The following is a 20,236-nucleotide window of genomic DNA, read 5'->3' as shown; positions in this document are numbered from 1 at the left end:
TTCAGAGGGACGACTAAAGCGTTACTCGACTGACTTACTCGACCTCGACCGCTTCCGGATTCGGATTGCGCGGCGCCGGATGCTCGTCGAAGGTCAACTGCACCTTGTCTTCCGCATCCACGTCGACCGTCACGCGGCCGCCGTTCATCAGCTTGCCGAACAGCAGCTCGTCGGCCAGCGCACGACGGATAGTGTCCTGGATCAGACGCTGCATTGGCCGCGCGCCCATCAGCGGATCGAAACCGTGCTTGGCGAGATGCTTGCGCAACGCGTCGGTGAAGAGCGCATCGACCTTCTTCTCGTGCAACTGATCTTCCAGCTGCATCAGGAATTTGTCGACCACCCGCATGATGATTTCCTCATCGAGCGAGCGGAAGCTGATCGTTGCGTCCAGACGGTTACGGAACTCCGGCGTGAACATGCGCTTGATGTCGACCATTTCGTCGCCGGTTTCCCGACGATTCGTGAAGCCGATCACCGCCTTGCCCATTGCCTCGGCACCCGCATTCGTCGTCATGATGATGATGACGTTGCGGAAATCCGCCTTGCGGCCGTTGTTGTCCGTCAGCGTACCGTGGTCCATCACCTGCAGCAGCACGTTGTAGATGTCCGGATGCGCCTTCTCGATTTCGTCGAGCAGCAGCACGCAATGCGGCTTCTTCGTGACGGCTTCGGTCAGCAAACCACCCTGATCGAAACCGACATAGCCCGGCGGCGCGCCGATCAAACGGCTCACCGCATGACGCTCCATGTATTCCGACATGTCGAAGCGGATCAGCTCGATCCCCAGCGTGAACGCCAATTGCTTCGCCACTTCCGTCTTGCCGACGCCAGTCGGGCCGGAGAACAGGAACGCGCCGATCGGCTTGTCCAGCTTGCCGAGGCCTGCGCGCGCCATCTTGATCGCGGCCGACAGCGCGTCGATGGCCGGGTCTTGCCCGAACACCACGCTCTTCAGATCGCGATCCAGCGTTTGCAGCTTGCTGCGATCGTCTTGCGACACGCTTTGCGGCGGTACACGAGCAATCTTCGAGATGATTTCTTCGATCTCGTTCTTGCCGATGGTCTTCTTCTGCTTCGACTTCGGCAGGATGCGTTGCGCCGCGCCTGCTTCGTCGATCACGTCGATCGCCTTGTCCGGCAGATGACGATCCGTGATGAAGCGTGCCGACAACTCAGCCGCCGCCGACAGCGCACCCGACGAATACTTCACGCCGTGATGCTCTTCGAAGCGCGACTTCAGGCCGCGCAGGATCGCCACCGTCTGCTCGACGGTCGGCTCGGTCACGTCGATCTTCTGGAAACGGCGCGACAAGGCCGCGTCTTTTTCGAAGATGCCGCGATATTCCGTGAACGTGGTCGCGCCGATGCACTTGAGCGTGCCCGACGACAACGCCGGCTTCAGCAGATTCGATGCATCCAGCGTGCCGCCCGACGCAGCGCCCGCGCCGATCAGCGTATGAATTTCGTCGATGAACAGGATCGCGTGCGGACGTTCCTTCAATTCCTTGAGGACCGTCTTCAGCCGTTGCTCGAAGTCGCCGCGATACTTGGTGCCGGCGAGCAGCGCACCCATGTCGAGCGAATACACCTGCGCATCCGCCAGAATATCCGGCACTTCGCCGCGCGTAATGCGCCAGGCGAGCCCTTCGGCGATCGCCGTCTTGCCGACACCGGCCTCACCGACCAGTAGCGGATTGTTCTTGCGCCTGCGGCACAGCACCTGCACCACGCGCTCGACTTCCGACTCGCGCCCGATCAGCGGATCGATGCGGCCGTCTTTCGCCATCTGGTTCAGGTTCTGCGTGAACTGGGCGAGCGGCGTTTCTTTCTGCGCGGCGGCTTCGTCGGACTCGGCATTCGCGTCGCTCGCTTTCGCGGCGTCCGTGCTGCTGGTCTTGGCAATGCCATGCGAGATGAAATTCACCACATCCAGACGCGTCACGCCCTGCTGCTGCAGGTAGTACACCGCATGCGAATCCTTCTCGCCGAAGATCGCAACCAACACGTTCGCGCCGGTCACTTCCTTCTTGCCGTTCGAGGTGGATTGCACATGCATGATCGCGCGCTGGATCACACGCTGGAAACCCAGCGTGGGCTGCGTGTCGACGTCATCCGTGCCAGGCACGGTAGGCGTGTTGTCATGAATGAAGTTGCGCAGGTTCTGGCGCAGATCCTCGATATTGGCCGCGCATGCACGCAACACCTCCGCAGCCGTTGGATTGTCCAACAGTGCCAGCAAAAGATGTTCGACCGTGATGAACTCGTGCCGCGCCTGGCGTGCTTCCATGAACGCCATGTGCAGGCTGACTTCCAGTTCCTGGGCAATCATGCTTCCTCCATCACACACTGCAGCGGATGCCCGGCCTGCCGTGCGTGGGTAACGACTTGCTCGACTTTGGTCGACGCGATGTCCCGCGTATAGACCCCACAAACTCCCCTGCCCTCGCGATGCACCTTCAACATGACTTGCGTTGCGGTTTCACGATCTTTATTGAAATATTCCTGCACGATCATCACGACAAATTCCATTGGCGTGAAGTCGTCATTCAGCAGCACCACCTTGTACATGGATGGCGGCTTGAGCTTCTTCTCCTGCCGCTCCAGTACGGTGCCGTCCTGCTTGTCCGGGATAATCGCCATACACCCATTCTAAACAACTAGGACAGGCCCGCAATCCTGTCAAAACCCGGCCGACCGGCCGGTGAGCCCGTTCGCTACCGCCTGATGGGTGATTACCCCCAACGGCGTTGCGTCATTCGACGAGCCGATTGCGGAGCCGGCCCCTATCCTGTGATGCGTCGCAGCCGTGCAGCGCCGCAGTCGGATCGAGTATCGCACAACCTGCCAGTGCTGGCTGAGGGCACGCGCCCGGCGCAGCGGACGGTGCGCGACCCGCAGAACAGCATGTGAGTCGATTATGCGACTTTTCAAGACGGCCCGCTTGGGCAACCGCACATAAGAAAATAAAAGCGGGAAAAACCCTGGAAACGCCTGTTTGCAACGCGGCAACGACATCTCAAAATTTTCTTGACACTCGAATAAAGAGCCTCAACAATCAAGCTGGCACTTTTTTCACTGAGCCATAAATCGAAAAAATGCCGATGGTGAGCTTGTGAGGAGGGAGCGGCTGCATCGCGCGGTCGTCGAGCTTTTCGAGGGCTCGTGGTAGTGACATGAGTTACAGGGGAAGTTGGAATGGCAACTGGTACGGTCAAATGGTTCAATGACGCAAAAGGTTTCGGATTCATCACGCCTGACGAAGGTGGTGAGGATCTGTTTGCACACTTCTCGGCCATCCAGATGAATGGGTTCAAGACCCTCAAGGAAGGTCAGAAAGTAACCTTCGAGGTCGTGCAAGGCCCGAAAGGCAAACAGGCATCGAACATCCAGGCACCTGCCTGACACTGTTCGTTACCCGTCCTTTGAAACCCGGCTTCACCGCCGGGTTTCTTTTTTTTGGGCGGCGGTTTCTAATTTGAGGCGGATCGCCACTGCGGCTACCGCGGCTTGAGACGTCGGTAAAGCGAATGTCTCAAATACTGGACACCCGCCTTCCTTTCCGAACGCTTTCGATGCTCACCCGTTGGCGGCCGCATGAAAAAACCCCGGCCGCCTCACGGTGCCGGGGTTTTGAATTCGAGCCGGAGAAGCCGGCGCGATTCGTTTCTCGATCATTCTATGTAAATCGCCCGCAAAGCCTTGTCAGTGATAGATCAATCAATTACACAGTTCGAATTCCCCTCCAAATTCCCCTCACTATCTCTCAGCTACCCACTTCACAAGGCTCCAGCCCAATCATTGCGAATCACGTCGTCGCAATGATTCCTTTGGCAAATTCGCAACATCGCAGAGAGGACGACTGATTTGGTAGCAGTTGAAGTAGAGGATCTGCCGCCCGCGATAGTTAGCAACACGGCGTTAGTGTCTCGCCTAGAGGTGCCACGATCCCCGCACGCGTCCAGCCGGTCTGGCGGAAAGAATTCTTTTTCGCAGAGCGCCTCCCCAAGGGGGGCTCGCCAACTGCGCGGGCGGGGTGGCCTGCATGGTCGCCCATAGATTTTTTCCGAAAAAAATCCGATAGTTACAGATGCAGCTACTTAGACGTCGCTCCAAGCCAATTACATCGATGGCCGCCTGGCAGCTTCAACCATCAGCCAAAGCGCCTCGCCACTAACGAGTTCAATGGGCTTGCCCTCAGCGAACTGGATAGCTTGCCGAGTGAATTTTCCACTGCACACGATCTTTGCAGACACGGCTCCGTGATGCGTGATAAGCCCCATCATTTCGCGGACGACCGGCGCGCCCACTGTCGTGCTTTTCCAGTGTTTGCATTGAACCAGTGTTTTCCCGCCGCCGCGCTCAAGGATTAGATCAACACCCCCATCCGCTCCGCCGCGAAGTCGTGACTGCACCTCGAAGCCCTGAAGGCGATAGAGTTCGCCAACAAACTCTTCGAACTCATCCCACGCGAGCGCTCGAATCGAATCTAGCCCCTGCTGGCGTTGCATAAGGTCACGCCGTTTGCGCGTGCGCTCGGTTTGCTTAAACCAGAATACCCCGACCACCACAAGTGCCGCGACAACTGCCGTAGCCTCAATGCTCTCGGCGGCTTGGGTATCGAGATGCGAGCCTACCCATACCACTGCGGCCAAACCGAAGAGAACCGCCAGCGGACCACCCATTGTGGGCGATACGAGTCTCGCGCCTGTGACGCGTCCGGCATCGAACACACTCTGTTTTCTTTTCCTGGAACGCCGTCGCACGATTTCCCCCGACATGGACTGTCACCGGATAGTGCCAGCGACACCGCGATATATCGGCAAATCCGAGCACGGTCTAAAGGCTGGTTGGTGTTCCGCCGCTATGATCGCAACGGCGGGACGGTTGACCGGCCCAGCTCGACCCGTCAGACACGATCAGCTTTCCCAGAAACGGCCAGTCGCCGCGCGGCTGCCCTCAGTTTTGAGGGAACATTCGACCGCATGGACCTGTACGGGCATCATCGGGCAGAGTTCGGCCACGAACCGCCGTTCGCCACCGTAGTCATATGGCCAGTCGAGCGGCGGCTAACGCTCAAACGACGGCCTTCACGGTCGGATGAAATTATGCCGATTTTCGGCCGTACCTGACTTTCAAATCTCGACATCGATGAGGTAACCACCGTATATTAAACTCCCATCTCGCCGCGTGGCCGAACTGATTGCGGCGCAGCAATGGCAAACCATGAAACATTCAATTCCAGCAGCGAGGTTATCCATTTGACGGCAGAGAGGAACCAATGAGCTCTACTCCAATCGTTGCAATCGTGTCGGGTCTAATCGGCGCACTGGTCTCAGCATACTTAAGTTACATCGTGCGGCTTAAGGCGAAGCATCGGGAGGACTCAGACGAGCGAAAGCGTCTCGCCCACGTCAACTTCCTGCTACTGACGAATGTGGTCGCAGCGGATTTTTTTATCAAGGATTTTTCCGAAAAGCTTGTGAATGCGCGCGGCATTAAAATGGAAGGGTATGGGCTGCCTCATGCGACCGCCGTATTTTTCGCGACAAGGGCTGCGGAAATGAGTCACGAGGATATATCCCATGTCCAATTGTTGTTGAAGCCCTTCATCCGAGCTGCTATAGGAGCAACGGAGAATTTCGAGATTGACCAGAGTAATCTGGGGCGAATGAAAGAGGTGGCAATTTACGCGTACTACGGCTGTCAAACGGCGATGGCTAGACTGAAAGCGGCTCTGGATCTGCTTGACGTGTCGCTAGAGAAGGGTGATCCGAGATTGTTGGATGCGACGGTGTTCCACAGCGTATTTCGCGCCTATCGAGAATATGCGGATGCTGCGGGCATTCTTCGAGCTGCGTTGCAGAACAGCGCCGAGCTATCGAGCGAGTATTCGGTAAAGTGTCTTAACAGAAGTTTCGCCGCGTTAAAGGCGGAAATCTCCGCCTCGTTTGAGCACAACGCAAAGCTGGAGTTGGCAAAGAAGGCTGCGGATGCGGCAACAGCGCCAAGCCCCACTGAAATGGAGGTGGCTTCGGGTAGCGAGTCGAAGTGAACGCGTTTCCTTCAGTTTCCGAAACCGCTGCCGTCAAAGCTGCATCCTGCCGAACGACGCTTGCGGGTCGACTACTGCCGATCACATAGGGCGGTAGTCGGCCATCAGCCGCCTCAGGAACGTCCTGACCGACGCGCAAACGACAAGTACGATTCGTCGTGGCTAACCGCCTGCCTCGCGGCCGAATTCCCTTTACCAGAGTTGACTACCGATCAGCCTCTTCTACTGAACGAGCCTTGTTTTCCGCATCTTTAAGAACACCCGCTGCGAAAACGATAGCGTCAAAGTCATCAGACCCACGCCTTGTCCCAAACGTTTTGAGTGCGCGAGTGACACACTTTATTAACTCGTCAGAAGTACTTGCAGGCGCTCCCCGCCGCACAAGCAATTCCTTGATTGCATTTCTCCAAAATTCCAGCTCCTTTGAATAATCGGATATTCTTGACAACAACAGTATCCTAATTTTTGATTGCATCATTTTAAGGTCATCCAATTCCTTACGAAGCTTGTCCGAATTCTCGTGCAGCCTCGTGGAATTTTCCTTTGCCTCGTCCAATCTCTTGTGAAGTGATTGGATTATCTTGTTGAAATAATATCCCAACGCGACGGCAATCACCGTGTAAATACCGGCAACCACCAATCCGTACGTTACGGCGCGGTGCAGCTTAGATTCTGGCACTCCATCCGCAAACATAAAACCAACCTCATCAGCGTTGATTATTCGGACCAGCGGCACTTCCGTCACGTCGCGCAGCACGACAAATAGGTTCGTTCTCGTCTTTGGTTCTATGCCGTCTATGCGAATCGATCGTGTCAAATTACCTGCTTGATCGCTGACACTCGTGATCTGCACTGGGGCGTCGCGAACTACGCTTGCAGCTCCCACCTCCTCAGGAACCTGTAGCAACAGTCCGCTAATCGATTTGCCAGAAAAGTTCTCCAGAGCCAATGGCAAAACTACCTTTCCATCGAGCATGATTGGACGACCAATCGTTGCGAGCCCTTGATCGCCCGAGTAATAGCTGATGCCCGTATTTATGAATAGTGTCACAATGAATGTAACAACGCCCGACCAAAATGTAGCTGGCAACTTTAACATTACTATTCCTTTTATTTAGAAACTCTCATTTAGAATAAGTCACTCAAGTTCATTGTTATTGCTGGCCGATTGCCCCTTCCTGAAGCTAGGTTGCTTCGTCCGCTCAACTTTGAGGACTATCAGACAGAAAATAGATGCTGTCACTACCGATTTAATGGCCGCCGTCGAGAACGTTCCCACCTTATAGCGTCAACAAAATTTACATAGTCGCACGTAGCCCAAGTCTTGAGACTTCCCAGATTTGATTCTTGCAGTATTGCCGCGTGGAGTGAAGCCTGACGCCGCTGCTTCCGAGGTGCAAATGCCAGGAAATCAGCCTGTATGGCAGGCGACCTCGCGGCAGGGAATGACAGTTGGACTTTCAGAACGGCCGTTGCCGTCGGGGCAACGCGAATGACGGCAACGGGTCGAGGGTGTGTGAAAACGCATGCTGAATGCCGCGTTGCAAAAAATCGACCCTTCAGATCGCGCCGTATTGGCTTGGCAGCAACTCGGGAAGGGTAAAGCGACACCCGAAAACCGAGTACTTTTGCGTTTTCACACAGCCTCGGTCGGTTTCGGTCCTCCGCTCGATCGACCCACAGCCAGCCAATGCCTGCTAGTTCAGCGCACGTTTTCTCATTCAGGGGCGACGGCGACCTCAACGACCTAGCTGAGGCGGCACCCAATAGCGATGATACTGACCCAGCGAACCCCATCGGCGCTTACGCTGCCAGCCCAGCTCCAGCAATACCGGGCTGATGTATTTTCCCTGCGTGCCGAGCGCCTTCTCAAACTCGACCATTGAAAACGGCCGGCACCGCGCGATTTCCGGCAGCGAACCGTACCATTCCATGAACTGCTGTTGGAGCGGCGGTTGGCGGGGCGCGGCGGTCTCCATCATGCGATTCAATTGCTTGATGTATGCACTCATCGGTATTCTCGCTGGTGGTTAGGTTGACCCGACGTTGTAACGGGGGCTTCGCCTCATGACCGACCGAAGAAGCTCATTTTTCCTCAGCCGGTTTGTCAGTGTTGTCAGTGCTAATCTGGCAATTGTGTCTTTTGCAATTGCCATTTTTATATATGTAGGAATGCGAATCAAAAAAAATGAATCCATAGCCTTACTGACAACACTGACACATCTACCTCTAGTTTTGCATCTTAATCAGCGCAGGGTTGATGCGGCAACGTTCCGTCACCTTGCCATTGGTCTCGACGCGTTCCATGGAAAGCCAGTGGTGTTCCACGAGGATCTCAATCGCCTGTTGACAGAGAAGCGGACTCGTAAGGCCCGACCAGCACTTGCGGCGAACGTCGCGCAGCGCAAAACCGTCCTCCAATTTTCCCTCCTTGATCGCGTCACCCAACGCGCAAGCCGCTCGTGCATCACTGCGGATCGAGTAATGATAAATCCGCGCCGCGTGCTTCTTCAGAAAAGCAGCCCAGCCAATTGCACGATAAAGCGCCGTTTCGTCAACCGGTCCGGAGCGTCCTTCAGCCAGGTGAAAGATCAGGGCAAGCGACGGGACAAGGCTGCGATACTTGCCATAGTGGGATGCGACGGCACCATGCTCGGTGCGCTTGATGAGTCCCATGAGCTTGGAATACCACGTGTTGAATACCTGCTGGGCCGTGGCGTCAAAGCGCAGATACCACTGACCATCAGCCGCGCCGATATTGTCCTGCTGAGCGCCGATCGAAGCCGGATCGAGCTGTGCGAGCCGCTGAAACAGTGCCGACACAAAGGCGGCGGCCTGGAGGTCCGGGAATTCGTCGACTAGCGCTGACGAGTCGGGCTCCTCGGGATAGACCGCGAGCTGAAAGCGCTGAATCAGTCCGTCGTCCCCGACTCCTCCGCGCATGGCCGATGCCAGGTGGGCTTCGACAACACCGGGTTGGGTGGTTCCCAAGACCGCAAGGATCGCGCGTTCAATGCGGACGCTGCCGCGGCCAATGCGATCAAAGTTATAGCCGCTGTCGCCCGCCCACGCCTGCAAGACAAACGCGCGCTTGGTAGCATTTTCCTCGCCTTCGAGTTCAGCCAAAAAACCTTTCAGCTCATCCCGGAACAGCAGCACACCATTCGGGTTCTCCGCAAGAATTTCGCCGAGTTTTTCCACGGTCACGTCGTTGACCACGTAGCGCGTACGTGTCGGCACGACCGGCTGCTGTTGCATAACCGACACCAGATTGGCAGTTACGCTGGCCTGTTGGAGCGTAGCGCTCTTGGTTTTGGCCTGCGTTTTCGTGTGGCCGACGGCGAGGTCGTATGCAGCTTTCTGGGCACGGTAGTTCATGAGTGCCGCGTCGTACTTCGCATACGCGTCGCGTTCAAGGACGTTCAAAGGCGCCAGTGCCGCCGCCATCGCCGGAGACTTCAGTGTGCTGGGGCGCCCAATAATCAAGCCCCAGAGATTCGGAGTGACCGTCCAGTCGTCGCGCTGCTTCGGGCGAATGGACAAGCGACCGCCAATCACTGCCGAGAGAGCAACCAGCAGACCAACCGCCGGGTAATCAGGAGGGCATTGCAGGCGGTGGGAGGTGTCGCTGGCCCAGTCGCCCAAGGCGCTCGGCAACAGAACGCGCGCGTCAAGGGGCGGTACAGTCGGCATGCCCGTCGGCAGGTCAAGGGGGGTGGCCCAGATCAGCGGTGCGGACGTTCCGGACGGACGGCCAGGGGGGTACTTGGTCACGCTGCGCAAGATGGCCTCGACCTCGGTATCGGGCAGGGGGGGCTTGCAGCAAGCCTTGTTTTCGGCATGAAGCGCCGCGCTCAACGTCTCACCACACACGCCTCGGCTGTGCAGCGTGCCCGCGAGCGAAGTCAGATAGTTGTTGCGGCCGCCTTCCGCAATCGTGTCAGCCGCCATGCTGCGAGCAACGCCATTGCCCGGCGGCTCTGAGTCACCGAGTGCGCGAATGAACGAATGCAGCTGTTCGCGCTCGACAGGGGAAATGCGCGCAATCGACGCGAGCGCGCCGGACTTGATCCGATATTGCTTGTGTGCGCCAGCGTCAGCGAAGCAGCTCGGGGCGATTACAACGAAGCCGCCCTCACCACGAGTTTCAATCTTCAGGGCGCGGTGAAGCTTGTCGTTACGGCCAACGGCGTCACAGAAATACAACTGATGCGCGCCCTTAGGCGACAGTTCCGAGTACCCGGCCTCGATACGGGCAACCAAGGGTGCGAGATCGGAGGTCCGCGCCGCGCGCAGGAACAGTTCGTAACCAGACGCGGTGTCAAAATCGAGGCATTCGAGTCCCCCGCTGACCTTGCCGCACACGAGCCCTACGGTGGAGAACTGATACTGGGTGTAGAGCGCCTCGATATCACGGCGCAGAGGGTGCTCCTGCTGGTAAGTGCGCCATGCGCCAAACGGGCGCTTAGGATTTGCACGGTCGGTGTGGCCAGCGGCGGGAATAGCACACAGCCCCAATGAGAGAGCGGAGATCGCCGTATCCTGGCATGCGTTATTCATGATTTTGGGCCTCGCGGGAGTGGGACAGCGCGAGGAAGCCCTGGAAGTCGAGATTCTGCAGCACAGCCACGGTATCGGCAAAGGTAGAGATCACTGCAAACGGGATCTTGGACACCTCACTGAGCTTCCGCAGCTTGTCGGCGGTATGAGGGCAGGCCGTGGCTGTTTGGAATGGGCTACCCCGGCCGGCAAGCTCGGCGGCAATCATGCACATTTTCGCAACGTCATAAGTCGTGGGGTCATCCAGCCACGGTTTGAACACGTCCAACGAGACTTGAATCGACGCCCAGGTCAATTGATTCTCGCTCTTAATGCACTTGGAATTTTCACTCTGATTCATTTGGTATCCTAAACGTTGTTTACAAATGAAGATCAAGCCACGCGTCGAGCCCGTGCTCTAAAACCACGGAGAGCGCAGGACGCTCATACAGACTCCACGCGGTAGCCGGCGGGGTTGGCAAGCCAAGCGTCGATATCGCCGCGCCTCCAGCCAACAGCACGTGGACCGAGCTGGACAGCAGGCGGAAACGTCTTTGCGCTGATGCGCTGATAGATGGTCGAACGGGAAAGCCCCGTTGCGGCTTCAACCTGCTTGCGGCGCAGGATGGTAAGTGCGGTTTTGATTTGTTCGGTCATTTTTCACCCTTAGTGATGGTTCTGGGACCGCCCCGGAACTCATGGCCGAATTGAAACCGATTACGGTAACGCACTTGCCCAACTGCGGTCACTGCTTACGCAATTGCGGTCTATATCAAGGCGTGGTGAGCTTTTCCAGCGCTTCAGGAATCCTCTTCAGGTGATTCTCGATCGTGCGGCACGCCACGCGCGCCCCGGTTCGCGCTATCAATTGTTCGATCTCCACCCCAGCTTTTGATGGTTTTAAAACGTCGATTTTTGCCTCTTTCGCGAGCCCCGCGATGATCACAAGAAGCGTGGTGCGCTCGCGCTCGCCTAATGGGCGGCCCCCCACATCGGCGGCTCGCTCCGTCTGTTTCGTGGACTTCCCGCTGTCGAGCATATCTAGCCACGCCAATAGGTCGGCGGTCGCGACGGTCGATCGATCAGGATCAACGGGCCTTACCACGGTTCCCTGCCACGAATTGATTTCCGGCTCAATATGGGCTGGAAATTTATTCGCCTCAACGCTCTCGATCACCAAGCGCAGAGCGGCATCCGAAAAGGTACCTAGCCGCTCTTCCACAAAATCAGCGGCTTCGTGCAGGGTAAGTCGATCACGATGCCTAAGCCCGTTTATCCTCTGTTCAAGAACATTTGCTCTCCGTCCAGCAGAATTCATTGCACCCTTCCTGAAAGCCCCTCAATAATGAAGGAGCGGCGCCATGGGCGAGGGAACCCGGTTGATCTAGGCGCGGCTCGAAAAGTGTCAGGTGGATTTCGCCTTGATGCTCACCACGTTACCCGCCGCTGATATGGCGGCTTGCCGTTCGATCTCGTCAGCAAGGTATTGCACCGCGCGCCGGCGATCGGCTTCCAGCTCGTGATGGTGGTAGCTCGCCGCTGTCTGGCTTCGCTCCGTGTGCGCCAGCAGCAGTTCAACAACGTCTCGGCTGAACCCATGTTCTCGCAACAGCGTCGCCGCCGTGCCGCGTGTGCCGTGCGGGCAGAATTCCGGTACGCCGAAGTCCAGTCGTTTGAACAGGTGGTTCAGCGTCGCGTCCGCCATCGGCACATTGGCGCGGAACGCGGACGGGAACACATATTCCAGATCGCCGGTAAGCGCGCGCTGCACCTCCAACAGTTCGAGTGCTTGCGTGGACAGATAAACGCGATGCGGGCGGCGCGACTTCATACGCTCGGCTGGAATGTCCCATTGCGCTTTGTCCGTGTCGATCTCACTCCACTTCGCGCGCAGCACTTCGGCCTTACGGCACATGCTGTACATCAGCAGCTTCACCGCCGCCGTGGTGGACGGATGCGCGCCCTGCTTGCCGACAGCGCGCCAGAAAGCGCCTAACTCCGACTCGCTCAGGTGCCGGTGGTGTTCGGCTTTCGGAACCTCGATTACGCCACGCAGCGCAAGCGCCGGGTTCGTTTCCACCAATAGCTTCTGGATCGCGTAGTTGTAGACCTGCTGAATCAGCACGCGGACGTTCTCAGCGGTGTTCGGCGTGTCGCGCCGCTTCTCAATGATCGCGAGCACATGCGCCGGTCGCACCTCGTCCAGCGACTTACGGCCAATCTCCGCCCAGACGAACCGATCCAGCAGCGAACGCATCTGCGCACGGTAGCCATCCGATTTGTTGCCCAACCGCTCGTCCAGCCATTTGAGGGAAAAGGCTTTGAACTGCCCTTCGTCCGCTTCCATCAATGCGCGCGCGTTACGTTCAGCGTCATCGGTCCGCTTGTGCGCAACCGGGTCGTTGCCCTGCGCAACCATCGCCCGGTACTCGGCGTGCCGGTCACGTGCATCAGCAACGCCGATTTCCGGATACCGGCCAATGACTACCTCGCGCCGCCGTCCGTCCAGCCGGTACTGGTACGCCCATGTTTTAGAGCCACCTGGCTGGATCAGCACGAACAGCCCGCCGCCATCCGTGAGCTTGTAAGGCTTTTCCTGAGGTTTGGCGCTGTTCAGACGCGTGGGCGTCAGCGTGTAATTGAAATGTCGGTTACGGCTCATTTTCATTCCCCTCCAAATGGAGGGAATGGAGGGAGAAAACAGGCCAATTCCCCTCCAAATTCCCCTCCACAACGCCCGGATCTCCCTCCACCTTGTCGGAACATAATAAACAAAAACCCCGACGACACTCAGTGTACATCGGGGCTTGCCGGATTTCACCGGAACACGCTGGACGCACTTACATATTTTCGATCAACACCTGACCAAAGCCCGAACAGGACACTTGCGTCGCGCCTTCCATCAAGCGCGCGAAGTCATACGTGACCCGCTTTTGCAGAATCGACTTTTCCATCGACTTGATGATCAGATCGGCCGCTTCCGTCCAGCCCATGTGACGCAGCATCATCTCAGCCGAGAGAATTTCCGAACCCGGGTTCACGTAGTCTTTGCCAGCGTACTTCGGCGCAGTGCCGTGCGTCGCTTCGAACATGGCAACCGAATCCGACATGTTCGCGCCCGGCGCAATCCCGATGCCGCCGACTTGCGCGGCCAGCGCGTCCGAAACATAGTCGCCGTTCAGATTCAGCGTGGCGATCACATCATATTCGGCCGGACGCAGCAGGATCTGCTGGAGGAACGCATCGGCGATCACGTCTTTCATCACGATGTCGCCACCCGTTTTCGGGTTCTTGATCTTCATCCACGGACCGCCGTCGATCAGCTCCGCGGCGAATTCCTTCTGCGCCAGCGCATAACCGTAGTCGCGGAATGCGCCTTCCGTGAACTTCATGATGTTGCCCTTGTGCACGAGCGTGACCGAACGGCGCTCGTTGTCGATCGCGTACTGGATCGCCTTGCGCACCAGACGCTCCGTGCCTTCGCGTGACACCGGCTTGATACCGATCCCCGAGGTTTCCGGGAAGCGAATCTTCTTCACACCCATTTCTTCCCGCAGGAACTTGATGACCTTCTTGGCTTCTTCCGACTCGGCAGGCCATTCGATGCCAGCGTAGATGTCTTCCGAGTTCTCGCGGAAGATCACCATGTTGGTCTTCTCAGGCTCACGCACCGGTGAAGGCACGCCCTTGAAGTACTGCACCGGGCGCAGGCAAACATACAGATCGAGATCCTGACGCAGCGCGACGTTCAGCGAACGGATGCCGCCGCCAACCGGCGTAGTGAGCGGACCCTTGATCGAGACGACGTATTCCTTCAGCACCTGCAGCGTTTCTTCCGGCAGCCACACGTCCGGGCCGTACACCTTGGTCGATTTCTCGCCGGCGTAGATTTCCATCCAGTGGATTTTCCTCTTGCCTGCGTAGGCTTTTTCTACTGCGGCATCCACCACTTTCAACATCACCGGCGTGATGTCGAGGCCCGTTCCGTCGCCTTCGATATACGGAATGATCGGCTGGTCGGAAACGTTGAGCGAGAAATCTGCGTTGACAGTGATCTTGTCACCGCCGGTCGGAACCTTGATGTGCTGATACGGCATGATCGGACTCCAGTGAAGGCTGTGCTGAAAGCTGATGGGAGACTGCGGAAACTGGGTGCTCCTCGCTACGCGCAATGCCGGACGCCCGCGAGCGGCCTGGTCGCCTATTCTAGCCCACGCCGAGGCAGCAACGAGGGCATAGCGGCTCGGGGTTTTCCAACATTGTCTAAAATCAAAATCAGCAAGCCGCCTACTCTTATGTCTTATATAAGACAGATGACTTGCAGCAGCTCATTATGCATTATTATTCCGCCATTTACTATCGAGCCAGCGCCTCTGCCGGCCCGCGTGGCACGTCCCCGCCGCAGCCGGCGCCGCTCGACCTTCATCGATTCCCTTATGCGACTTCTCGCCCTGAACAAACCGTTCGGCACCATCTGTCAGTTTTCGCCGCACGAAATGCGGGCGTCGCTGGCCGACTGGGTGAAAGTGCCCGGCGTCTATCCGGCGGGCCGGCTCGACTCCGATAGCGAAGGGCTGCTACTCCTCACTGACGACGGCGCGCTGCAAGCGCGCATCGCCGAACCGCGCCACAAACTTGTCAAACGTTATTGGGCGCAAGTGGAAGGCGCGGTCGATGATGCCACGTTGAAGAAGCTCGCGCGTGGCGTCGATCTCGGCGACTACGTGACGCGGCCCTGCCGCGCTGAATACGTCGAGCCGACCGACTCGCTATGGGCCCGCACGCCGCCGATCCGCTATCGCGCCGCGATTCCGACTACGTGGATCGAATTGTCGATCACCGAAGGCAAGAACCGCCAGGTGCGACGCATGACCGCTGCGGTCGGTTTTCCGACGTTGCGACTCGTGCGCGCCGGTATCGGCGCACTCGATATTTTTTCGCTCGGACTGCAGCCGGGAGAGAGTGTTGATTTGCCGCTGAAGGCGCCATGGGAAGGCATCATCTGAACTTGTTTGCCTGGGCGCCATGCCTGCGCCGAACTCGCATGAACCCCGTATTTTGACCCGCAGCAAAAAAAGCTAACTCGTTGTATCCGCAAACAAATTGGCGCGTGAAACCAACATGCAAAACGCGTGAAACAATTGCGTTCACGATCACTGCGCAGCCATTCATTTGCTTCAATACATCGACATATAAATTTTCCACAAAAATCACGTCAACCGGTGCGCGCGCTCACGCGTTATTCGACGCAGATGCCGCCCGAAGCTATCCGGCATTCAGCCTTAAGGGCCTTTGCACAAGCCGCTCGCGCGGTGAGTACAGGGAGTCTGAGCGCTAAGCAGACGCGTCGAAAAAATGTTCGATGCGGCTGTCAACCGAAAGGTGGATGGCACGTTTACCGACATGACTCTACATATAACCGGGTCATTTGGTTAATTAACTCAAGCTGAGGATTTACAAAATGAACAAACTGATCGCCGCTCTGGTCGCTGGCCTCTTCGCAACGGCAGCATTCGCACAAGCTTCGGCACCGGCAGCTCCGGCAGCAGCTTCGGCAGCTCCGATGGCAGCAGCTTCGTCGGCAAAGAAGACCACGAAGCACGCTCACAAGAAGGCGCACAAGAAGGCAGCAGCTGCAGCTGCAGCTTCGGGCGCTTCGGAGTAAGTTTGTTGTAAAAACGCAGTCAAGAACTAGCTTTATTGCCGTTCTTACGGCGTTGAAAGGCAGATCACCGCAAGGCGATCTGCCTTTTTGTTTTTGGCGCGCTCGCGTAACATTCGCGGGTTAATTTCCAGCAAGGAGTCATGCCGTGCGATTTCCCATGCGCTCGTTGATTGCGCGTTTCGCTGTTGCCGTTGCACTGCCGCTCGCCGCGATGTCGTTCGCCGCCACCACCGCTGCCCCCGCGCATGCGCAACAGATGCCGGCCGGCGCGAAGCAGCCCGGCGACTTTCCGCGTGCGAAGCTGACGGCGGGCATGTTCGTGATCGACGCAGCCGTCGCCGCTAACGACGCCGACCGCGAACAGGGTCTGATGTATCGCACGAATCTTGCGCCGAATGAAGGCATGTTGTTCGTCTTCAACGAAACCGCCGTGCATTGCTTCTGGATGAAGAACACGCTGATCCCGCTGTCGATCGCTTTCATGCGCGCCGACGGCACGGTCACCGACATCGACGAAATGCAGGCCGAGACCACCAACAATCACTGCCCGAAGAACAACGGCGTGTATGCGTTGGAAATGAGCAAGGGCTGGTTCTCGTCGAAAGGCATCAAACCGGGCATGAAAATCCAGGGGTTGCCGGCCGCGCAATAAAAGCGCGCCATCACGGCGACGCCCCGCCGGGCCTTCAGCGGCCGCTTTTCAGAAAAAGCCGGTGCCTTTCACGGGACACCGGCTTTTTGCGTTCTGCGCGGGGGCAATCCATGCGCGAGACCGCGCGGCGGAGGCCCGCGCCGCGCCGTAAGCCCATACCAGCAGGCCTTCACGCGCGGCTGGCAAGATTCCTGCAAAAGGCGGGCCGACGCGCTATCCTAGTATTCTTAGCAAAGCAGCACCCAGGCTCCCCGGGTAGCACAGACTGCCGCCCGGCAAGCGTTTCAGGCGCGCCATTTCAAGGAGGTTCACGTGCCCCGCAAGACTCCCATCGAGCGCTACCGGAATATCGGCATTAGCGCTCACATCGACGCCGGCAAAACCACCACCACCGAGCGCATCCTGTTCTACACAGGCGTGACCCACAAGATCGGCGAGGTTCACGACGGTGCTGCGACGATGGACTGGATGGAACAGGAGCAGGAGCGCGGCATCACCATCACGTCGGCGGCTACCACCGCCTTCTGGAAGGGCATGGCCGGCAACTATCCCGAACACCGGATCAACATCATCGACACCCCGGGCCACGTCGACTTCACGATTGAAGTGGAACGCTCGATGCGCGTGCTCGACGGCGCGTGCATGGTGTACGACTCGGTCGGCGGTGTGCAGCCGCAGTCCGAAACCGTGTGGCGCCAGGCGAACAAGTACAAGGTGCCGCGCATTGCGTTCGTCAACAAGATGGACCGCGTCGGCGCCGACTTCTTCCGCGTGCAGCGGCAGATCGGCGATCGCCTGAAGGGCGTAGCCGTGCCGATCCAGATTCCGGTCGGCGCGGAAGATCATTTCCAGGGCGTGGTCGACCTCGTCAAGATGAAGGCGATTTACTGGGACGAAGAGAACCAGGGGATCAAATTCGAGTACCGCGACATCCCGCCGGAACTCGAGGCTACCGCGAAGGAATGGCACGACAAGATGGTCGAGGCCGCCGCTGAAGCGAGCGAGGAACTGCTCGACAAATACCTGCACGGCGGGACGCTGACCGAAGAGGAAATCAAGCACGGCATTCGTGTGCGCACCATCGCCAACGAGATCGTGCCGATGCTGTGCGGCAGCGCGTTCAAGAACAAGGGCGTGCAGGCCATGCTCGACGCGGTGATCGACTATCTGCCGTCGCCGGTCGACATTCCCGCCATCGCGGGCCACGACGAACACGACAAGGAAATCGAGCGTCATCCGCGAGACGACGATCCGTTCTCCGCCCTCGCCTTCAAGATCATGACCGACCCGTTCGTCGGCCAGTTGATCTTCTTCCGCGTGTATTCGGGCGTGGTGAATTCGGGCGATACCGTCTACAACGCGACCAAGGAAAAGAAGGAACGCCTTGGCCGGATCCTGCAGATGCATGCGAACGAGCGCAAGGAAATCAAGGAAGTCTACTGCGGCGACATCGCCGCGGCAGTCGGCCTGAAAGAAGCGACCACGGGCGACACGCTGTGCGATCCGCAACATGTGATCATTCTTGAAAAGATGATCTTCCCGGAACCGGTGATTTCGCAGGCCGTCGAGCCGAAGACCAAGGTCGACCAGGAAAAGATGGGCATCGCGCTCAATCGCCTGGCGCAGGAAGACCCGTCGTTCCGCGTGCAGACGGATGAAGAATCCGGCCAGACCATCATCTCCGGGATGGGCGAGTTGCACCTGGAAATTCTGGTCGACCGGATGAAGCGCGAGTTCGGCGTCGAGGCAACCGTCGGCAAGCCGCAGGTGGCTTACCGCGAAACGGTGCGCAACAAGATCGAGGATGTCGAAGGCAAGTTCGTCAAGCAGTCGGGCGGCCGCGGCCAGTACGGCCACGCGGTGATCACGCTCGAACCGTCGGCGCAAGGCAAAGGCTACGAATTCGTCGACGCGATCAAGGGCGGCGTGATTCCGCGTGAATACATTCCGGCGGTCGACAAGGGCATTCAGGAAACGCTGAAGGCCGGCGTGCTCGCGGGCTATCCGGTGGTCGACGTGAAAGTGACGCTGACCTTCGGTTCGTACCACGACGTCGACTCGAACGAAAACGCGTTCCGCATGGCCGGTTCGATGGCATTCAAGGACGCGATGCGCAAGGCCAAGCCGGTGCTGCTCGAACCGATGATGGCGGTCGAAGTGGAAACGCCGGAAGACTTTATGGGCAACGTGATGGGCGACCTGTCGAGCCGTCGCGGCATGGTGCAAGGCATGGAAGACATCGCCGGCGGTGGCGGCAAGCTGGTGCGCGCCGAAGTGCCGCTCGCAGAGATGTTCGGCTATTCGACGTCACTGCGTTCAGCAACGCAAGGCCGCGCGACGTACACAATGGAGTTCAAGCACTACGCTGAAACGCCGAACAACGTCGCGGAAGCCGTGATCAACGCGAAGCAGAAGTAAGCGCCACGGGTCGCAACACGCCATGTGCTGCGACCCGCGATGCAATGAAGGCAAGCTGCAAAAGGCCCGTCCCCTGTGGATGGGCTTTTTTTCGTCTGCGAAGCCGCCTGCAACTGCAGGTAACACACACGCAAAACACGCGCAACACACACGTTTTTGAACGTGCAAAAATGCCAGATGGCCCCGCGCCCAGCACCCGGACGCCTCGCCCACGAGGAGACACATCATGAGCCAGGATCACGAACACCCGCATTACAAGGATGAGCAACCGTCGGCGCCGATCGACTGGCGCGAGCACGGCGTCAAGGTCATCAAGGCCGACCAACTCGACAGCAATACCGTGCAAACGCCGGGCATGAATCGCGCGGCGGCGATCAACGCGGCGCGAGTCGGCGCGCAGAAAATCTGGGCCGGCACCGTGACGATCCATCCGAATGCGAAGACCGGCGCGCATCATCACGGCGCGCTCGAAAGCGTGATCTACGTGGTGCGTGGCCAGGCACGCATGCGCTGGGGCGAGCACCTCGAATTCACGGCCGAAGCAGGTCCCGGCGACTTCATCTTCGTGCCGCCCTACGTGCCGCATCAAGAGATCAATGCCAGCACCGACGATCCACTCGAATGCGTGGTGGTGCGCAGCGACAATGAAGCGGTGGTGGTGAATCTGAACATCGACGCGGTGGAAGCGCCGGAAACGGTTTTCTGGGTCGATGCGATTCACAAGCATCCGCACGATCACTAAACCTCGCTTTGCTGTGCCCTCGCCAGCCGGCTACGGTTGTCTAGGAGGTTGTCGGAGTTTGCGCCGAGGTTGGTCATCCGGGCGGGCACGTTGGGCGTTAATGAATCAGCCAGTTCACTGAGAGAGCCCATAGATGAGTCGCTTCGTGCCCGTTGATCGTCAGAC

At 58.2% G+C, this 20,236-nt stretch carries 18 protein-coding genes; 7 read left to right on the top strand and 11 right to left on the bottom strand.

Annotation, left to right across the window (positions count from 1 at the left end; genetic code table 11):
- Positions 1-34 precede the first annotated feature (34 nt).
- Both clpA and clpS read right to left on the bottom strand, forming a co-directional pair.
- Positions 35-2,332, bottom strand: a complete 2,298-nt coding sequence (gene clpA / locus GNZ13_RS39695; protein ID WP_172175500.1) for an ATP-dependent Clp protease ATP-binding subunit ClpA — start codon at positions 2,330-2,332, stop codon at positions 35-37.
- A complete protein-coding gene (gene clpS / locus GNZ13_RS39690) occupies positions 2,329-2,643 on the bottom strand; it encodes an ATP-dependent Clp protease adapter ClpS (protein ID WP_006050100.1) in 315 nt (104 codons plus the stop codon). Before clpS ends, clpA begins: the two co-directional genes overlap by 4 nt.
- 555 nt (positions 2,644-3,198) lie before the next feature.
- Between clpS and GNZ13_RS39685 the strand changes: the two genes are divergently transcribed.
- Complete coding sequence (locus GNZ13_RS39685) at positions 3,199-3,405, top strand: cold-shock protein (RefSeq protein WP_007180614.1); 207 nt, start codon at positions 3,199-3,201, stop codon at positions 3,403-3,405.
- Positions 3,406-4,121: 716 nt separating this feature from the next.
- Here the strand turns inward: GNZ13_RS39685 and GNZ13_RS39680 are convergent.
- The gene (locus GNZ13_RS39680; protein ID WP_172175498.1) at positions 4,122-4,781 is read right to left on the bottom strand and encodes a restriction endonuclease; all 660 of its coding nucleotides are present in this window, start codon (positions 4,779-4,781) and stop codon (positions 4,122-4,124) included.
- 500 nt (positions 4,782-5,281) lie between these two features.
- Between GNZ13_RS39680 and GNZ13_RS39675 the strand changes: the two genes are divergently transcribed.
- Positions 5,282-6,055: a hypothetical protein gene (locus GNZ13_RS39675; RefSeq protein ID WP_172175496.1), complete on the top strand. Its 774-nt coding sequence runs from the start codon at positions 5,282-5,284 to the stop codon at positions 6,053-6,055.
- 205 nt (positions 6,056-6,260) lie between these two features.
- Here the strand turns inward: GNZ13_RS39675 and GNZ13_RS39670 are convergent, their stop codons facing one another.
- The 8 genes from GNZ13_RS39670 to icd form a co-directional block, all read right to left on the bottom strand.
- A complete protein-coding gene (locus tag GNZ13_RS39670; RefSeq protein WP_172175494.1) occupies positions 6,261-7,154 on the bottom strand; it encodes an aminotransferase class I/II-fold pyridoxal phosphate-dependent enzyme in 894 nt (297 codons plus the stop codon).
- A gap of 640 nt (positions 7,155-7,794) precedes the next feature.
- Entirely contained in the window at positions 7,795-8,067 is a 273-nt protein-coding gene (locus GNZ13_RS39665) for a hypothetical protein (protein ID WP_172175492.1), read from the bottom strand.
- Positions 8,068-8,284: 217 nt separating this feature from the next.
- Positions 8,285-10,615, bottom strand: coding sequence for a DUF3987 domain-containing protein (locus GNZ13_RS39660; protein WP_172175490.1), 2,331 nt, complete (start codon positions 10,613-10,615; stop codon positions 8,285-8,287).
- Positions 10,608-10,955: a hypothetical protein gene (locus GNZ13_RS39655; protein ID WP_172175488.1), complete on the bottom strand. Its 348-nt coding sequence runs from the start codon at positions 10,953-10,955 to the stop codon at positions 10,608-10,610. The genes GNZ13_RS39660 and GNZ13_RS39655 overlap by 8 nt, the downstream gene beginning before the upstream one ends.
- Positions 10,956-11,038: 83 nt before the next feature.
- On the bottom strand, positions 11,039-11,251 hold the full coding sequence (locus tag GNZ13_RS39650) for a helix-turn-helix transcriptional regulator (RefSeq protein WP_172175486.1): 213 nt from the start codon (positions 11,249-11,251) through the stop codon (positions 11,039-11,041).
- A gap of 115 nt (positions 11,252-11,366) precedes the next feature.
- Complete coding sequence (locus tag GNZ13_RS39645; RefSeq protein ID WP_172175484.1) at positions 11,367-11,912, bottom strand: hypothetical protein; 546 nt, start codon at positions 11,910-11,912, stop codon at positions 11,367-11,369.
- An 87-nt stretch (positions 11,913-11,999) separates the two neighbouring features.
- Complete coding sequence (locus GNZ13_RS39640) at positions 12,000-13,256, bottom strand: tyrosine-type recombinase/integrase (protein ID WP_236002393.1); 1,257 nt, start codon at positions 13,254-13,256, stop codon at positions 12,000-12,002.
- Between the two features lie 178 nt (positions 13,257-13,434).
- On the bottom strand, positions 13,435-14,691 hold the full coding sequence (gene icd / locus GNZ13_RS39635; protein ID WP_172175480.1) for an NADP-dependent isocitrate dehydrogenase: 1,257 nt from the start codon (positions 14,689-14,691) through the stop codon (positions 13,435-13,437).
- 339 nt (positions 14,692-15,030) lie between these two features.
- Between icd and GNZ13_RS39630 the strand changes: the two genes are divergently transcribed.
- From GNZ13_RS39630 to GNZ13_RS39610, 5 genes are all read left to right on the top strand, one after another.
- Positions 15,031-15,600: a pseudouridine synthase gene (locus GNZ13_RS39630; RefSeq protein ID WP_172175478.1), complete on the top strand. Its 570-nt coding sequence runs from the start codon at positions 15,031-15,033 to the stop codon at positions 15,598-15,600.
- Between the two features lie 455 nt (positions 15,601-16,055).
- Complete coding sequence (locus tag GNZ13_RS39625; protein WP_172175476.1) at positions 16,056-16,259, top strand: hypothetical protein; 204 nt, start codon at positions 16,056-16,058, stop codon at positions 16,257-16,259.
- 145 nt (positions 16,260-16,404) lie between these two features.
- Positions 16,405-16,911 (top strand): DUF192 domain-containing protein, encoded by a 507-nt coding sequence (locus tag GNZ13_RS39620; protein ID WP_093638877.1) that lies wholly within the window; start codon positions 16,405-16,407, stop codon positions 16,909-16,911.
- A gap of 312 nt (positions 16,912-17,223) precedes the next feature.
- On the top strand, positions 17,224-19,329 hold the full coding sequence (fusA, locus tag GNZ13_RS39615; RefSeq protein ID WP_172175474.1) for an elongation factor G: 2,106 nt from the start codon (positions 17,224-17,226) through the stop codon (positions 19,327-19,329).
- A gap of 226 nt (positions 19,330-19,555) precedes the next feature.
- Positions 19,556-20,071 carry a cupin domain-containing protein gene (locus GNZ13_RS39610; RefSeq protein WP_172175472.1) on the top strand — a complete coding sequence of 172 codons (516 nt, stop codon included), beginning with the start codon at positions 19,556-19,558 and terminating at the stop codon, positions 20,069-20,071.
- Positions 20,072-20,236: the final 165 nt, after the last annotated feature.

The sequence above is a fragment of the Paraburkholderia elongata genome (assembly GCF_013177735.1).
GTDB classification, from domain to species: Bacteria; Pseudomonadota; Gammaproteobacteria; order Burkholderiales; family Burkholderiaceae; genus Paraburkholderia; species Paraburkholderia elongata.
The sequence above is the reverse complement of the archived record's forward strand: the minus strand, read 5'-3'. Positions and strand labels throughout refer to the sequence as shown.